13 protein-coding genes are annotated in these 16,904 nt (G+C 66.4%); 9 read left to right on the top strand and 4 right to left on the bottom strand.

Annotated features, from left to right (window positions below; translation table 11 throughout):
* The first annotated feature begins 137 nt into the window (after positions 1-137).
* A complete protein-coding gene (locus J3489_RS14310; RefSeq protein ID WP_242540024.1) occupies positions 138-1,358 on the top strand; it encodes a pyridoxal-phosphate-dependent aminotransferase family protein in 1,221 nt (406 codons plus the stop codon).
* A 49-nt stretch (positions 1,359-1,407) separates the two neighbouring features.
* A complete protein-coding gene (locus J3489_RS14305) occupies positions 1,408-1,743 on the top strand; it encodes a cupin domain-containing protein (RefSeq protein WP_206999066.1) in 336 nt (111 codons plus the stop codon).
* 98 nt (positions 1,744-1,841) lie between these two features.
* On the opposite strand, the gene J3489_RS14300 is transcribed toward J3489_RS14305, so the two are convergent.
* On the bottom strand, positions 1,842-3,053 hold the full coding sequence (locus tag J3489_RS14300) for an MFS transporter (protein ID WP_206999064.1): 1,212 nt from the start codon (positions 3,051-3,053) through the stop codon (positions 1,842-1,844).
* A 399-nt stretch (positions 3,054-3,452) separates the two neighbouring features.
* Here J3489_RS14300 and xdhA point away from each other — a divergent pair, with 399 nt between their 5' ends.
* The 6 genes from xdhA to J3489_RS14270 all read left to right on the top strand — a co-directional run bounded on the left by xdhA (position 3,453) and on the right by J3489_RS14270 (position 11,601).
* A complete protein-coding gene (gene xdhA / locus J3489_RS14295) occupies positions 3,453-4,976 on the top strand; it encodes a xanthine dehydrogenase small subunit (protein ID WP_206999062.1) in 1,524 nt (507 codons plus the stop codon).
* A gap of 26 nt (positions 4,977-5,002) precedes the next feature.
* On the top strand, positions 5,003-7,372 hold the full coding sequence (gene xdhB / locus J3489_RS14290) for a xanthine dehydrogenase molybdopterin binding subunit (protein WP_206999060.1): 2,370 nt from the start codon (positions 5,003-5,005) through the stop codon (positions 7,370-7,372).
* Positions 7,369-7,953 carry a xanthine dehydrogenase accessory protein XdhC gene (xdhC, locus tag J3489_RS14285; RefSeq protein ID WP_206999058.1) on the top strand — a complete coding sequence of 195 codons (585 nt, stop codon included), beginning with the start codon at positions 7,369-7,371 and terminating at the stop codon, positions 7,951-7,953. Before xdhB ends, xdhC begins: the two co-directional genes overlap by 4 nt.
* A 314-nt stretch (positions 7,954-8,267) precedes the next feature.
* Entirely contained in the window at positions 8,268-9,758 is a 1,491-nt protein-coding gene (locus tag J3489_RS14280) for a TAXI family TRAP transporter solute-binding subunit (RefSeq protein ID WP_206999056.1), read from the top strand.
* Positions 9,759-9,912: 154 nt separating this feature from the next.
* Complete coding sequence (locus J3489_RS14275) at positions 9,913-10,557, top strand: DsbA family protein (RefSeq protein WP_206999054.1); 645 nt, start codon at positions 9,913-9,915, stop codon at positions 10,555-10,557.
* A gap of 84 nt (positions 10,558-10,641) precedes the next feature.
* The gene (locus tag J3489_RS14270; RefSeq protein WP_206999053.1) at positions 10,642-11,601 is read left to right on the top strand and encodes a LysR family transcriptional regulator; all 960 of its coding nucleotides are present in this window, start codon (positions 10,642-10,644) and stop codon (positions 11,599-11,601) included.
* Here the strand turns inward: J3489_RS14270 and J3489_RS14265 are convergent.
* The gene (locus J3489_RS14265) at positions 11,587-12,552 is read right to left on the bottom strand and encodes a GlxA family transcriptional regulator (RefSeq protein ID WP_242540023.1); all 966 of its coding nucleotides are present in this window, start codon (positions 12,550-12,552) and stop codon (positions 11,587-11,589) included. The genes J3489_RS14270 and J3489_RS14265 overlap by 15 nt on opposite strands.
* A 285-nt stretch (positions 12,553-12,837) precedes the next feature.
* On the opposite strand from J3489_RS14265, the gene galU reads away from it, so the two are divergent.
* Positions 12,838-13,746: a UTP--glucose-1-phosphate uridylyltransferase GalU gene (gene galU / locus J3489_RS14260; protein ID WP_206999049.1), complete on the top strand. Its 909-nt coding sequence runs from the start codon at positions 12,838-12,840 to the stop codon at positions 13,744-13,746.
* Positions 13,747-14,140: 394 nt separating this feature from the next.
* On the opposite strand, the gene J3489_RS14255 is transcribed toward galU, so the two are convergent.
* Both J3489_RS14255 and J3489_RS14250 read right to left on the bottom strand, forming a co-directional pair.
* Positions 14,141-14,596, bottom strand: a complete 456-nt coding sequence (locus J3489_RS14255; protein WP_206999047.1) for a GDP-mannose mannosyl hydrolase — start codon at positions 14,594-14,596, stop codon at positions 14,141-14,143.
* A 146-nt stretch (positions 14,597-14,742) separates the two neighbouring features.
* The gene (locus J3489_RS14250) at positions 14,743-16,740 is read right to left on the bottom strand and encodes a hypothetical protein (RefSeq protein ID WP_374193454.1); all 1,998 of its coding nucleotides are present in this window, start codon (positions 16,738-16,740) and stop codon (positions 14,743-14,745) included.
* Between the last annotated feature and the right edge of the window lie 164 nt (positions 16,741-16,904).

Genomic DNA, 16,904 nt, shown 5'->3' with positions numbered 1-16,904 from the left:
TGACTTGCGCAATCGCACAGAAGGGGGAATGATCGAAAACCCGCTGTGTGCGTTTTTCTTCGGACGCTTGACTCATCCGGTCGCGCACGGCGTCTCGAACCGTAAGACCGGAATCCGCTCAACCTTCTACATCGATCATGTCTACGCCGTCCACTCCCATTGATTGCCCTGATGTCGTCTCGCTCGACGAGATCCTCCCCGAAGAACCGTTGTTGATGATGGGCGCCGGCCCGGTGCCGATTCCCGCCGCCGTCGCCAAGGCGAACGCGATCGTCATCAACCATCTGGGCGCGACGATGGTCAAGGTGATCGGCCAAGTGAAGGAGATGGCGCGCTATGTGTTCCAGACCCGCTCGAAGTGGGTGCTGGGCGTCGCCGGCCCCGGCTCGGCCGCGATGGAGATGGCGATTTCGAATCTCGCCTGGCCCGGCACGCGCGTGCTGTCGATCAAGAACGGGTTCTTCAGCGAACGGATGGCGGAGATGGCCCGCCGCACCGGCGCGCACGTCGCGACGCTCGACGTGCCGGACCGCTCGGTCGCGCGCCTGGAAGACGTGGCGGCGGCATTGCGCCGCGAGCGGCCCGATGTCGTGACGATCGTGCAAGGCGAAACGTCGAACACCGTTTGGAATCATCAGCTCAAGGACCTTGCCGCGCTGGCGAAGGCGGCGGGTGCGCTGGTGGTCGTCGATGCGGTGTGCACGCTGTCGACGATGCCGCTCGAAATGGACGCCTGGGGCATCGATGCCGTGATCACCGGCGGGCAGAAGGGCTTGTCGTCGATTCCGGGCGTGTCGCTGATCGCCTTTTCCGACGCCGCGTGGGAGCGCGTGAAGGGCCGCGACCATGCGAACACGCACTGGTGCCTCGATGCCTCGCTCGCCGAGAACTTCTGGCACAACGCGGGCTATCACTACACGGCGCCGGTGTCGGGCGTGCTGGCGCTGCACGAGGCATTGCGCCTCGTCTGCGCCGAGACGCTCGAGAAGCGCTTCGCACGGCACTTGAAATGCTCGCTCGCGCTGCAGGCCGGGATTTCGGCGCTCGGCCTAGCGCTGTATGCGCCCGAGCCGTGCCGCTTGAATTCGGTGGTCGGCATCGAAGTGCCGAAAGGCTTGAGCCCGGCGGATATCTGCGGACATATCTCGCGCCAGCATCAGGTCGAGATCTCCGGCTCGTTTGGCTTGCCGATCGTCCGTATCGGGCAGATGGGCGAGCAGTGCCGCGAGCACAACCTGTTCAGGACGCTGCACGCGTTCGGACGCACGATGGTCGATCTCGGCGTGCGGGTCGACCTGCCGGCGGGCGTGGCGGCGCTGGAACGGTCGCTGGCGGGGAATGGGCGAGGGGCGGGGTAGGCGCGTGCCCGGGGCCGCCGGACGCGACAACCGAAGGGGGGATTCGACGATGCTCACCAACCTGTTCATCGGGCTTCCGCCGGCCGCCGACCTGGCGGCCGCAGAAACGTTCGATGAATTGCTCAGCCGGCCCGGCGTGCGTATCGAGCGCATCGTTTCGGGGGGCCAGGGCAGTCCGCCGGGATTCTGGTATTGCCAGCCGGGGGGCGAGTGGGTCGTGGTGCTCGCGGGGGCGGCTGGCTTGTTGCTGGAGGGGGAGCCGAAAGAGCGCGTACTGCGTGCCGGCGATTTTGTCGATATCCCCGCGAATTGCCGCCACCGGGTCGAATGGACCGATGACGACATGCCGACCATCTGGCTCGCGGTGCACTATGGCGCCGGGTAATCCGGCGTCGCGGCGGCTTAGCGCCTCTTCACGCCGGCAAAAGGCCCGAAAGATTCCATTGGCGCTTTAGTAACGGCGGCGAGCCTTCCTTCGCTTCCTCACAGCGCCGCAGGTGCATTCGGCACCCGCGCGTTGCGCAGATAGAGGCTCGTCGACAGCACCACGGCCGCCGCCGCCGCAATGGCCGCGAACAGGAACACCGACTCATATCCGAACTCGCCGGCGACATAGCCCGCGAGCGGCCCGGTGATCCCGAGCGACAGGTCGAGAAACACCGAGTACGCCGACAACGCCGCGCCGCGGCTTGCCGGCGGCACGAGGCCGACTGCCTCGACGCCGAGAGCCGGGAACACCAGCGCGAAGCCGAAGCCGGTCAGCGCGGCGCCCGCAAGCGCGACGTGGGGCACGGGTGCGAGCCACAGCATCAAGAGGCCCGCGCATTCGAAGCAGAACGACACGATCGCCACTCGGAAGCCGCCATACGTCTTGATCGTATTCGCGAACAGGAGGCGCGCGCCGACAAAGAGCGTGCCGAACACCGTCAGCGACAGCGCCGCGTTCGGCCAATGCCGAGCCGCATAGAACAGCGTGATGAATGTCGCGATCGAGCCGAAGCCGGCCGAGCCGAGCGCGAGCCCGATGCCGTGCGGCAGCACGCGGGTGAACACGCTCGCATACGACATGCGCTCGCCGTGGACGACCGGCACCGGCGCGATCGACTGCGCAAGGTAATAACCGATGGCCGCAAGACCGATGATGAAGACGCCGAGCGCCACGGGCCCCAGCGCGTGCGAGAGCCAGACGCCGAGCGGCGCGCCGATCGCGAGCGCGCCATAGGTGGCGATGCCGTTCCACGAAATCACCTTGGCGTTGTGCGAGGTGCCCACGCGCCCGATTCCCCACAGGATCGCCCCTGTGCCGCACAGGCTTTCGCCGAAGCCGAGCACGAGCCGGCTCAGCACCAGAATTGCGAGGCTCACGAGCGGCCAGTCCTTGCACAGCACCGCGAGCAGCAACAGCACGCCGCTCGCGCCGCAGCCGATCAAGCCGATCGACACCGTCCGCTTCGGGCCGAGCGTGTCGGCCGAGCGGCCCGCGAGCGGCCGCGAGGCGAGCGTCGCCAAGTACTGCACGCTGATCGCCGCGCCCGCGAGCACCGCGCTGAAGCCGAGATCCGTGTGCACGAAGCCGGGGAGCACGGCGAGCGGCGCGCCGATCGTCAGATAGCAAAGAAACGTGAAGAAAACGACCGGAATGATCTTCAGGGTCGTCGCGAAGTCGTTGCGAGACGCGGTGGAATCGGTGGACATAGGGGAAAACGAGACTTGAAAATTGCAAGAAGTCGCAATTCTCCCATGGAACCGATTTGCGCGTGAATCAAAAAATTATCCTTTTAGTACATAAAAAACGGTGCCGGAAGCAACCCAGACAGGGACAGATGCTGAGATCGGCATTGGCGATCGCTGCGAGCGGGCGATAGCGATGGGGTGGATGGCACAATCCACGTAGAAACAATGAAATCGTCGCTAGTCAGCCGATTTTGGGTCTGACGTAATCTTTTCGAAAGTGAGCGACATATGGATTCAAGAATATGTCCTGCATGTGTCAGTGCCTATGGGTTATGCCACTTGTCGGTGATAGCGTTCGAACCGTTACTGCAACGCCGTGCATCAGCCCCCAACTGAACACACGAAAACGAGATACGAGACATGAGCCAGCCAATCCGCTTCTACCATCGCAACGCGATCCGCGAAGTCAGCGACGCGCCCGTCACCCGCACCGTCCTGCAATACCTGCGCGAAGACGCGCATTGCACCGGCACCAAGGAAGGCTGCGCGGAAGGCGACTGCGGCGCGTGCACGGTCGTCGTCGGCGAGCGCGACGAGGCGGGCGGCGTGAGCTTCAAGGCGGTCAACGCATGCATCCAGTTCCTGCCGACGCTCGACGGCCGTGCGCTCTTCACCGTCGAAGACCTGCGCCAGCCGGACGGCTCGCTGCACCCGGTGCAGGAAGCGATGGTCGAATGCCACGGTTCGCAGTGCGGCTTCTGCACGCCGGGCTTCGTGATGTCGATGTGGTCGCTCTACGAGAAGCACGGCCATGAAACCTGCGAGACGAGCTGCGCGGGGAAGACGGTCCCGTCGCGCCAGGAAATCAACGATGCGCTGACCGGCAACCTGTGCCGCTGCACGGGCTACCGTCCGATCGTCGACGCGGCAGTGCGGATGTTCGACGCGCGTCCGAAGGCGCCGGTCGACATCAACGCACTCGCGCAAAAGCTCGCCGGTTTGCAGCGCGGCGAGACGTTCCATTACGAGCACGCGGGCCAGGCGTTCGACGCGCCGCGCACCGTGGCCGAGCTCGCGCGCATCAAGGAAGCCAAGCCCGCCACGCGGATTCTCGCGGGCAGCACCGATATCGGCCTGTGGGTGACGAAGCAAATGCGCCAGCTCGGCGATATCGTCTATGTGGGCCAGGTCGAAGCGCTGCAGAAGATCGAGACCTCGGCCGATTGGATCGAGATCGGCGCGGGCGTGACGGTCGAGCGCGCATACGCCGAGCTCGCCAAGCACTATCCGGAACTCGATGAGATGTGGAAGCGCTTCGCGTCGCTGCCGATCCGCAACGCGGGCACGCTCGGCGGCAACGTCGCGAACGGTTCGCCGATCGGCGATTCGATGCCCGGCCTGATCGCGCTCGGTGCGCGCGTGATCGTGCGCGGCGGCGAGATCGAGCGCGAGATGCCGCTCGAAGACCTCTACCTCGCGTATCAGAAGAAGGACATGGCCGAGCACGAGTTCGTCGTCGGCCTGAAGGTGCCGACGCGCACCGGCGCACGCAGGAACCTGCAGTTCCGCACGTACAAGCTCTCGAAGCGCTTCGATTCGGACATCTCGGCCGTATGCGCGGCGTTCGCGTTCATCGCCGACGGCGACGCGATCCGCGAGCCGCGCATCGCGTTCGGCGGGATGGCCGCGACGCCCAAGCGCGCGGCGAACGCCGAAGGCGTGCTGAACGGCGCCGACTGGCACGAGGCCACCGCGCAGGCGGCGATGCAGGCGCTCGCGCAGGACTACGCGCCGCTCACCGACATGCGCGCGACCCACGTCTATCGCCTGGAGACGGCGCAGAACGTGCTGTACCGCTTCTGGCTCGAAACGCGCCCGAACGATCCGCTGACGGCGGAAGCCCTCAGCGTGCGCGCAGTCGTGGCCGAGCCCGCCAGCGTCTAAAGCAACGAGGAACCGGAGACAACCGAATGAACCAGCAAGCCGAACCGTTCCTGAAAGAACTTCGCGAACTCGACGACTTCAAGCAAGTCCACGTCTCGCGCCCGCACGAATCCGCACACCTGCACGTGAGCGGCCGCGCCACCTACACCGACGACATCCCGCTCGTCGCCGGCACGCTGCACGCCGCGCTCGGCCTCTCGACGAAGGCGCACGCGAAGATCGTGTCGATGTCGTTCGACGCGGTGCGCGCGACGCCCGGCGTCGTCGCCGTCTTCACCGCCGACGACATTCCTGGCCATAACCAGTGCGGCCCGATCATCCACGACGATCCGATTCTCGCCGAAGGCGTCGTGCAGTACGTCGGCCAGCCGATGTTCATCGTCGTCGCGACGTCGCACGACATCGCGCGCCTGGCCGCCCGCCGCGCGCAGATCGAATACGAAGAGCTGCCCGCAATCCTGACTGCGCAAGAGGCGCGCGCGGCCGAGCAGTACGTGCTGCCGCCGATGAAGCTCGCGCGCGGCGCGGCCGCCGCGAAGATCGCCCACGCTTCGCGTCGCGAAGCCGGCGAGATGACGCTCGGCGGCCAGGAGCAGTTCTATCTCGAAGGCCAGATCTCGTACGCGGTGCCGAAGGACGACGAAGGCATGCATGTCTTTTGCTCGACGCAGCACCCGAGCGAAATGCAGCACCACGTCGCGCACGCGCTCGGCGTGGCGTCGCACAACGTGCTCATCGAATGCCGGCGCATGGGCGGCGGCTTCGGCGGGAAAGAATCTCAGTCGGCGCTGTTCGCGTGCTGCGCGGCGGTGGCCGCGTGGAAGCTGCTGTGCCCGGTGAAGCTGCGTCCGGACCGCGACGACGACATGATGGTCACCGGCAAGCGCCACGATTTCCATTACACGTATGAAGTCGGCTACGGCGACGACGGCGTGATCGACGGCGTCTCGGTCGACATGACCTCGCGCTGCGGCTTCTCGGCGGACCTCTCCGGCCCGGTGATGACGCGCGCCGTCTGCCACTTCGACAACGCGTACTACTTCCCGGACATCGCGATCGAGGGCTATTGCGGCAAGACCAACACGCAGTCGAACACCGCGTTCCGCGGCTTCGGCGGCCCGCAAGGCGCGTTCGCGATCGAGTACATCATCGACGACGTCGCGCGCTCGCTGAAGCTCGATCCGCTCGACGTGCGCCGCAAGAACCTCTACGGCAAGACCGAGCGCAATCTGACGCCGTACGGCCAGACCGTCGAAGACAACGTGATCCACGAATTGCTCGACGAGCTCGAAGCGACGAGCGGCTACCGCAGCCGCCGCGCGGCGGTGCGCGCGTTCAACGCGAAGAACACGGTGCTCAAGAAGGGCATCGCGATCACGCCCGTGAAGTTCGGCATCGCGTTCAACGTCACGCACTTCAACCAGGCCGGCGCGCTCGTTCACATCTACACCGACGGCTCGGTGCTCGTGAACCACGGCGGCACGGAAATGGGGCAGGGCCTCAATACGAAGGTCGCGCAAGTCGTCGCGCACGAACTGGGCATCAGCTTCTCCCGCGTGCGCGTGACGGCGACCGATACGAGCAAGGTCGCGAACACGTCGGCGACGGCTGCTTCGACCGGCTCCGACCTCAACGGCAAGGCCGCGCAGGATGCGGCCGGCCAATTGCGCGAGCGTCTGGCGGCGTTCGCGGCGATGAAGTACGGCGCGGGCGCGGTGAGCGCGAACGACGTGCGCTTCGCCGACGATTGCGTCGTGGTCGGCGAAGTCGCGGTGCCATTCGAAGAGATCATCAAGAACGCCTACGTCGCGCGCGTGCAGCTGTGGTCCGACGGCTTCTATGCGACGCCGAAGCTCTACTGGGACCAGAAGACGCTGCAGGGCCGGCCGTTCTTCTACTACTCGTACGGCGCGGCGGTGTCGGAGGTCGTGATCGATACGCTCACCGGCGAAATGCGCGTGCTGCGCGCCGACGCGCTGCACGACGTGGGCGCGTCGCTGAATCCGCAGCTCGATATCGGGCAGGTGGAAGGCGGCTTCATCCAGGGGATGGGCTGGCTCACGACCGAGGAGCTGTGGTGGAACCCGGGCGGCAAACTGATGACGCACGCGCCGTCCACTTACAAGATCCCGACGGTCAACGACACGCCGCCGGACTTCCGCGTGAACCTGTTCAAGAACCGCAACGCCGAGGACAGCATCCACCGTTCGAAGGCAGTCGGCGAGCCGCCTCTGTTGCTGCCGTTCTCGGTGTTCTTCGCGATCCGCGATGCGGTGGCGAGCGTCGGTGACTACGAGGTGAATCCGCCGATGAACGCTCCGGCGACGGCCGAGGAAATTTTGAAGGCCGTTAAGGCGGTGAAGAACGCGCGTGCGGCACAAGGGGAACGGTCGTGACGACCGTGCTGCCCGGCGGTTCCGGCGTGCGCATCGGGCGCCGCGGCGCCGCCGAGCCGCGGCGCGGGCCGATGCACGTCGTGCTGTTCGGCGCGGGGCATGTGGGGCACGCGCTGATCGCGCTCCTGGGCCGCCTGCCGTGCGTGGTGCAGTGGGTCGACGAGCGCGACGAGCTGTTCCCCGACGAGGTGCCCGCGAACGTGCAGATCGAGGCCACCGACACGCCCGACGCGATCGTCGATACGGTGCCGCCCGGCGCCTACTTCCTCGTCATGACGCACAATCACGCGCTCGACTTTTCGCTCGCCGCGCGCATCATGCGGCGGCGCGATTTCACCTACTTCGGGATGATCGGCTCGAGGACCAAGCGCGTGAAATTCGAGCGGCGCTTGATCGAGCGCGGCGTCGAGCCGGAACGGCTCGCCGAGATGACGTGCCCGATCGGCGTGGCGGGGATCGTCGACAAGGCGCCGGCTTCGATTGCGGTGGCGGTCAGCGCGCAGCTGTTGCAAGTGAGGGCGCAGCAGGGGGTGCAGGGCGGCGGCTTGCCGTTGTCGTCCGCAGAGGCGCGGCTCGCGTAGGCGAGCCACGCCTCCCGCCCAAGCGGCAGCGACGCACGATTGAGTGCAGGTCGCGGGCAAGCGAAAGGGTTTACCAGCGGCGGCAGAGGCGGGTGCGGGCTTCTTGCAACACGCGCTGCCAATTTTTATTGCCTGTTTGCGCGCCTTGCCATTCTGCCGCGCGCCGTTATCCCACAAATCTCATGTACCATCGGCGCCAAGCGCGCGCGGAATCGCCGCGCCCGCATGCCGATGCATCCGGGCGGTCGCGGCCCCGCACAGCACGAATGCCCAGGCACGCCTTTCCCTAGTACGCACCGCCTCAAGAATTGCCGATGAAGCCTTCCAACGGCCGCCGCCGACCGGCACCCCGTCTCGTCGCCCGTTTCGTCGCGATCTCATGGCGCGATCTGGCGGTCTCGTTCGGCCCGATACTCCTCATCAGCGCGCTCGCCATCTGGGTGGCGATCCGCCTGATCCAGCCCGCGCCGCCCAATACGCTCACCGTCACCGCCGGACCGGTCGGCAGCTCGTTCTGGAACGCGGCGCAAAAGTACAAGACCATTCTCGCGCGCAACGGCGTCACGCTCGTCGTGCTCCCTTCCGAGGGTTCGTTGCAGAACCTGCAGCGTCTGGCCGATCCCAAGTCGAACGTCGACGTGGGCTTCGTGCAGAGCGGCCTGAAGACGTCGGGTGGGCAGGGCATCGTCGACGGCAACACCGGCGACCTGATGTCGCTCGGCAGCGTCTCGTACGTGCCGCTCGTGATCTTCTACACCGGGCAGACGGAAGCGCGGCTCTCCGAGTTCCGCGGCAAGCGCATTGCGATCGGTCCCGAAGGCAGCGGCACGCGCCAGCTCGCGCTGACGCTCTTGAAGGCGAACGGCATCGACCCCGGCGGGCCGACCGAGCTGCTGCCGCTGACGGGCGAGGCAGCCGCGAAGGCGCTGACCTCGGGCAGCATCGATGTCGCGTTCCTCACCGGCGATTCGGCGCAGCCGCCCGTGATGGCGGCGCTGTCCCGTACGCCCGGCATCCGCCAGTACAGCTTCACGCAGGCGGAGGCCTACGCGCGGCGCTTTCCGTACCTCACGCAGATCGACCTGCCGATGGGCGCGTTCGACCTCGGCAAGAACCTGCCGCCGGCGACGATTCATACGGTCGCGCCGACCGCCGACCTGATCGCGCGCGATTCCCTCCATCCGGCGCTTTCCGATCTTCTGATCGAGGCGGCGCGCGAAGTGCACGGCCGCGCGAACCTGCTGCAGCACGCGGGCGAGTTCCCGGCGCCGCTCGTGCACGACTTCCCCTTGGGCGATGACGCCGCGCGCTACTACAAGTCCGGCAAGAGCTTCCTGTACCGCACGCTGCCGTTCTGGCTCGCGAGCCTCGCCGACCGGCTGATCGTGCTGCTGGTGCCGATCATCGTCGTGCTGATCCCGGGGCTGCGGCTCGTGCCGTCGCTGTACGCGTGGCGCGTGAAGTCGCGGATCTACCGCTGGTACGGCGCGCTGATCGCGATCGAGCGCGGCGCGCTCGCGGAGACGTCGGAGACCGAGCGCAGCGTGCTGATCGAAAAGCTCGACGCGATCGAGGAGTCGGTCAACGAGCTCAAGATGCCGCTCGCCTATGCGGACCAGTTCTATGTGCTGCGCGAGCATATCGGCTTCGTGCGCGGGCGTCTCTCGTCCGGCTACGGACAGACGGGCGACGAGCGCGGCCAAGGCGGCGATCGAGACGGTGGCAAAGGCGGCCAGGCCGGCGCGCAGGCCGCCGAGGCGCCGGCCGGCGGCGAGCCGGCCGCCCCCGAACGTCACGACGCATGAACCGGCACGCTCCGACACACCTGACATCGCACCAGGGAGACGAGATGAACCACCCCCACGCTCACTTGCTTTGCATGGGACCGGAGTACGCGCTAAAGCGCTACTCCGGATCGACACGTTCGCTGCCGCTCGGGGCGGCCCAGCGGGAGGCAATATGACAAAAAGCCGCGACCCCGCACCGCCACCGCTATGGTGCTACGACTTCATCTCGCCGTTTTCGTACTTGCTGCTCGAGCAGCACGACAACTGGCCCGAGGTGCCGTTCGAATTGATGCCGGTCTCGCTCTACGGACTCTATCGCCATTGGGGGCAGCGTCCGGGCTATGAAGTGCCGCAACGGCGCATCTTCACGTTCCGGTATGCGCTCTTTCGCGCGGAGCAGCTCGGCATTCCGTTCAAGATGCCGCCCGCGCATCCGTTCGATTCGACCAAAGCGCTGCTCCTGGCCACGGCAGCGCGGGCCGACGTGGCGTGCACGCGCGCGATCTTTCGCTTCATCTGGCGCGAAGGGCGCGACCCGTCGACGGACGAGGGCTTTGCCGACCTGTGCCGTTATGCGGGCGTGCCGGATGGCGAGCGCTTGATCGCGCTCGAGGAAACGAAGGCGCAATTGCAACGCAATGGGGAAGAGGCGATTCGCATCGGTATCTTCGGTGTCCCGACCTTCCGCTTCAACGACCAGTTGTTCTGGGGCGAAGATGCGCTGCCGATGGTGCTCTACTGCGCGCGCACGCCGAACTGGCTCGAATCGAAAGAGGTGAAGCGCATCAGCAAGCTGCCGCTCGGCGTCGTGCCTTAGGCACTGATCCCGGCCATACCGGCGCCGCTATGCCGGGCAACGGCGATTGGGCCTAACGTTAGGCGTTTGGTAATTCGACATCGCATGGACGACTACGACGACCGCCCCGCCACCCTCGATATCTGGCTCGTGCGTGTCTTGCGCACGCTCCTGATCGAGCGCAGCGTGACGCAGACGGCGTTGCGCCTGAACCAGACGCAGCCCGCGATCAGCACCGCGCTCAGGAAGCTGCGCGAGACGCTGAACGACCCGATCCTCGTGCGCGGCAAATCCGGCATGGTGCCGACCGAATACGGCGCGTCGCTGCTCGGCGCGGCGCAGCGCGCGCTGCGCGAGGTCGACTTCGTCGCGACGCCGCACGGCGATTTCGATCCATCGCGTTCGCGCCGCACGTTCCGGATCGCCGCGCCCGACTACCTGAACGACTTCTTCATGCCGACGCTGATCTCGCAGTTCCGCACCGCGGCGCCGAACGCGCATCTCGAGATCGATTCGCTGAATCCGACGCTCGATCACGAAGCGGCCCTCGATGCGGGCGAGCTCGATCTCGTCGTCGGCAACTGGCCGAAGCCCGATCCGCGCTTCGTGCGAAGCGACCTGTTCGCCGACACGATCGTCTGCATGATGCGCGCCGGCCATCCGCTCGCGCGCGAGCCGCTCACGCGCGACGCCTATCTCGCCGCCGCGCATCTCGCGCCGACGCCCTATAGCGGCGCGCGGCGCAATGCGATCGAAATTGGCCTGGCGCGCGCGGCCATCGCGCGGCGCGTCGTGATCACGCTGCCTTACTTCGGCCTCGTGCCCCAGGTGCTGCTGCAATCGGACCTGATCTTCACGACGACGCGGCGCTTCGCCACGCACTACGCGGCCATGCTGCCGCTTGCGGTCGTGAACGCGCCGATCCCGTTTCCGCGCATCAAGTGCTACCAGATGTGGCATCCGCAGCCGGACCGGCCGAGCGATGTCGAATGGATGCGCGATTTGATGGCGTCGGTGTCGGCGATGCTGACGTCGCGCGCCAAGAAGGGCTCAACCGTCGTTTGAGCGGCGCCGGCCTGCGATCCGATACTCGGTCGGCGAAATCGACAGGCGCTTTCGGAAGATCTTCGCGAGACCGTCCCCGCTTCCCACCCCGCAGCGCCGCGCGATCTTGTCGACCGGCAGATCGGTCGCGACGAGCAGCAGGCAGCTCGCATCGAGCCGCGCGCGCAGCAGGTATTCGGACGGCGTGAGCCCGATCTGCGACTTGAAGCGGCGCAGAAAGCTGCGCTCGCTCATCGCGGCGACCTGGGCCGCTTCCGCAACCGATATCGGCCGCCCGTAGTTCTCGCGGATCCAGCGCGCGGCCGCATTGATCTTCTCTCGCGCGCCGCCTTCGTCGAGATCGCCGAGCACGGCGCCGAGGCGCCGCCACGCGCCGGGCATCGAACGTTCGGAGATCTCGCGGGCCGCGGCCGAGCCGTAGTCGCGCTTGATCACCGACAGCGCGGCGGCGATCGGCCCGAGCGGATCGTCGAGCGCGGCCGGCTGTTCGACGGCGGTGAGCGCGTGCGGCGGCGCGTGCGAATCGCGCGCGGCGAACGTCGCGCCCGACGGAAACTCGACACCGCTCCTTTCATGCACGAGATTGGCTGCGGCGAGAATCGCCGCGCCTTCGCCGATCGCCTTCACGACTCGAGTCTTCTGCAGCATCGCGCGCAAGCGCCGCACGAGGTGCTCGTCGTCCTTCGTGTGCTGCGCGCCCGGTCCGCCCGCGATGAAGAGCGCATCGAACCCGGTCAACAGCGGCGCGTCGAGGTTCTCCGACCAGACCCGCATCGAGCAGCTGCTCGCGACGCTGCCGCCCGCGCTCGAGAACACCACCAGCACATACGGTTCGGCTTCGCTCGCCCGTTCGATCTCCATTTCGTTGGCGAGTCGGAACACCTCGGCGATCGAACTGACCTCGACGAGCGAGAACCCGTCGAAGATCAGGATAGCGATGCGTTTGGCCATGTGCGCGGCTCTGTCGATGTCGTTGAGCGGACGAACATCTGCGCGCCGATCGAATCCTGACCGCGTCCTTTGCGCATGAGGCATCGACGCTTCGTGGTCTGCGAAAGCGTTTCGGCGTACAGCGAGGAGACAGGATGGAAAGGCATGCCTGATGCGTCGCATCATACGCGGCGCCCCTTGCGCCATGCGCGTGCCGTCTGAAAAGGGCGAGATGTTGGCAGATGCCATCGGTACCTGGGGAATACGCTGGCCCAACAAGTTTCTTATGGTTCGAGTGGGGGGGCCATGCTCAACTTCAACAAGGCGGTGTTCCCGGTCGCGGGTCTCGGCACGCGTTTTCTGCCTGCAACGAAGGCGAGTCCGAAGGAGATGCTGCCGGTCGTCGACAAGCCGCTGATCCAGTACGCAGTCGAAGAGGCGATGGCCGCGGGCATCACGCAGCTGATCTTCGTCACGGGGCGCAGCAAGCGCGCGATCGAGGATCACTTCGACAAGTCCTATGAGATCGAAGCGGAGCTGCAGGCGCGCGGCAAGCTCGAGTTGCTCGAACTCGTGCGCGGGATCAAGCCGAGCCATGTCGACTGCTTCTACGTGCGGCAGCCCGAACCGCTCGGGCTCGGGCATGCGGTGCTGTGCGCGGAGAAGCTCGTCGGCGACGACCCGTTCGCCGTGATGCTCGCCGACGACCTGCTCGACGGCACGCCCCCCGTGCTCACGCAGATGGTGCAGGTGTTCAATCATTACCATTGCTCGGTGGTCGGCGTGGAGCAGATCCGGCCCGAGGCATCGCGCTCGTACGGCGTGGTCGACGGCCGCGCATGGGACGATCGCGTGATCAAGATGCATGGCGTCGTCGAAAAGCCGGCGCCGGAAGAGGCGCCGTCGAATCTCGGCGTGGTGGGGCGCTATGTGCTGATGCCGGGGATCTTCGCGCACTTGCGGCGCGTGAAGCCGGGCTTGGGCGGCGAGATACAGCTGACCGACGCGATCCAGTCGCTGCTCGGCGACGAGCAGGTGCTCGCGTTTCGCTACAAGGGGCAGCGGTTCGACTGCGGCAGCAAGCTGGGCTACTTGAAGGCGACGGTCGAGTTTGCCTTGCGGCATCCGGAGCTGAAGGCGTCGTTCGAAGACTATCTGCGCACGAAGTTCGGGCCGGTCGACGCACCCGCGGGGCTTTCTTCGCTGGCCGCTTGAGAGGCGGAGGGGCGTTGCCTTCCGCTGGGCCGCCCAGAGGAAGGCAACCGCCCCCTCGGGGGGAGCTTTGCATGGGACCGGAGTAAGCGCTAAAGCGCTAACTCCGGTCGACAGCGAACGATAGTGAGCGTGGGGGTCGTTCGAATTTGCCGCCAATTCCGACAATATCCCTTCCGCATCCGGCAGTTCCGCACGCGCACATTGAATCGACACGAACCGTCGCCTTCAATGAAATCGGCGCTACCCCTGTGGCGCTCTAAATGGTCCTTTCGCCCGCCTCAACATAGCGGGCGTTTTTTTGTCGACCCGAGTTAGCGCTTTAGCGCTTACTCGGGTCCCATGCACCGCGGTCGACCCGAGTTACTCGGGTCCCATGCAACGCTGTCGGGCCCCACTACCGGCAATACGCCTTCGTATTCTCGTGCACGTCCCGGCTCGCGAGCAGTTCATCCGGCGTGAGCCACGCATATCGGCTGTGCTGGTCGAAGCGGCCGATCGGCGCGCTGCCCGTCAGCGTCATCGCGTACGCGAGCACCACATAGTGAGTCGAGATACCGGGTTCGCCGGCGAAGTTGTCGTCCGGGTAGCGGTGCTCGAAGACGCCGTAAAAGCGCGCGGCCGACCGCTCCATGCCCGAGATGCCGAGCTCGCTCTCGACGATGCGCGTGAACGCGGCATCGAGCGTTTCGTCTTTCTGCACGCGTCCGCCCGGCACGAACCAGGTGCCGCGCGCCGGCCGGTTGCGGCGCTGTCCGACCAGAATGCGCCCGTGGACGTCGGTGACGATCAGATCGATCGACACGAGCGGTGTTAGGCGAACCACATCGAGGAAATCGAGTTCGGTAAGCATCGGGTCTCCGCCAAAGTTGTCGTCGTGCCGTGTCGCGAGTCTAGCGCGGCGTAGACGCAAGAATCGCGCAGCGGCACTGGCGCCAAGCGCCGAAATATCGCTTTGTGCAGTCAGATTCCGGCGTGCCGCGTTCGCGTGCCGCGCAGTCAGTGTGCGGCGTAGCCCGCCGGCGCCGTGACATGGGCGCGCATCGCCGCTGCGTTCGCCGAGACGACGTAGATCGGCGATTCGGTCAGCGTGAGGGTGACTTGTCCGTCGCTGTAGGGCAGCGTCCAGGCGTTGCCCATGGCATCCAGCACGGCGACTTGTCCTTGAGTGTGCGGCGCGTCGACGCGCAAGCGGTAGGTCACGTCGTAGCCCGGGCTGAAGCCGTCCTTGGCGTTCCAATGCGCGTTGTCGTGCGTCCAAAGCGCAGTCACGATCTTGCCGCCGTTCAGGCGTTGGAACGCGTACGCGTACACGCCGCCCGGCACGTCGTTCAAATAGCCGAGCGTGAGGGTGCCGTCGACGATGCGCGTCATCGCGGCCAATTCCATCGCGGCGGGCTTCGGGCTGATGCGGCTCGGGCCATACGCCCCCTGGGGATCGGCGAGATCGAAGAAGACGCCGTAGCCGGGCGGCTTGTCGGGGGGATCGGCCATGTAGAAGACGTAGGTCAGGTCCGCGCCTTCGCCGAGCAGGATCAGATGCGTGCGCGCGACCACGGCGCCTTGCGCGTAGAGCACGTTCTGCGTCGGGTAGTTCGGGCCGTACGAAGTATCGATGTCGTAGCTGATGCCCGTCTCGGTCGCGAACAGCTTGGCGCCGGGCTTCAAGTACTTGACCATGCGCTGCCTCAATTCGCGCATCGAAGCCGACAGCGCGCCGGCGGCCTTGGCGGCGTCGCTGTCGCCGGCGAGCCGCTCGGGCGGATGCGACGGCGACGAGCCGATGTCGTAGTAGCCGTGAATCGCGACGCCGTCGAGGTAGCGTCCGATGCCAAGCGGCGCGAGCCGGTCGAGCCATTGGATGTTGGTGCGCACGGAGTTGTTGGCCGTGCCCATCACGACGGCGTTCGGGTCGGTCGCGTGGATGCCTTGATACGTCGCGCGGTACAGGTCGACAAAGCTCGCGTCCGTGCCTTTCCACGGCAGGCCGCCATCGTAGTCGGGTTCCCAGGTCACCTGATAGTAGTTGTTCGACTGGTTCGGGAAGTAGGCCGCGCGGATCTGCGCGGAATCGGCGCCGACGCGGCTCATGTAGTCCTGATAGGCGGCCAGCGAGACGGGCGCGTAGCTATGGGTCTCCTTGCCGTCCGGACTGGCCCATGCCGGGATGCCGTCGAGCTGGATCAGCCGCATGATGTCGCCCTTCCTGAAGTACGGCGCAAGCGTGTCGCGCGACGGCGCGAACGTGTTCGGCCCTTTGGGCTCCTCCATATACCAGTTGCGGTTGTCGTTCGCCCATGAGAGGCCGAGATCGGTGTAGAGCGGACGGTAGCCGTCGCCGTCGCAGCAGTGCTGGCCCGGCGCGAGATACGCGGTGCCCTGGCCGCCGAAGCGGTGCTGGTCCTGATGCGCGTAGCTCGCGGCGGGCAGGGTCGCGCTGAGTTGGGGCAGCACGCCGAACGTCGCGATGCCGGCGGGACGCGTGCCGCGCGAGGGCAATTGGCCGCCTGCTTTGGCGAGCATGGCTTGAATGGCGAAGTAGCCTGCGCGCGACGACGTGCAGCTGAGCGTCACTGTCTGCGCGCCGGCTGCGGCGGGGAACTGCCCGCTCGCGCGCACGACGTTCCAGTTGTCGAGCACTTGCCAGCGAACGGTGTCCTCGTTGTTCACGCGGGTCGTGAACGCGATGTCGAAGGCGCTGCCGGCGGCGAACAGGCGGGTGCCGTCGCCGCCGGGGGTGTCGGCTTCGAGCGGATCGCCGTTGGCCGATGCGGCCGGCGACGGCGCGGACGGCGCGCCGCATTTCATCGCGAGCGCGGCGGAGTCGGGCGCCGTGGCCGCGGCAGCCTTGGACGCGGCGTCAGGCGCGTCGCTGCCGTTGCTGCGGCTGCAGGTGACGAGCAATACGCACGCTACGCAAAGGACGAAGGACACGAATCGCGCGGCGCGCGGCGTGATCGGTGATGCTGCGCAGGTGTGCCTGAAGGCTGCATGCATGTAAGACGTTGCCGACGAAATCCAGGCCTTTAACTGCAGCATGGCAGCAGCGTACTGACTGTGTCTTAGCGAACACTCCGCGAGTAGTGGGCGCGCCGGCGCGAAGTGCGATTTTCGAACCCAACGCCAGCCCCATGGGCGGGGCACCGGCTATGTCTATGGGT

The organism is Trinickia mobilis (assembly GCF_017315705.1).
Classification (GTDB): Bacteria; Pseudomonadota; Gammaproteobacteria; order Burkholderiales; family Burkholderiaceae; genus Trinickia_A; species Trinickia_A mobilis.
This window is presented reverse-complemented; position numbering and strand designations above follow the sequence as displayed.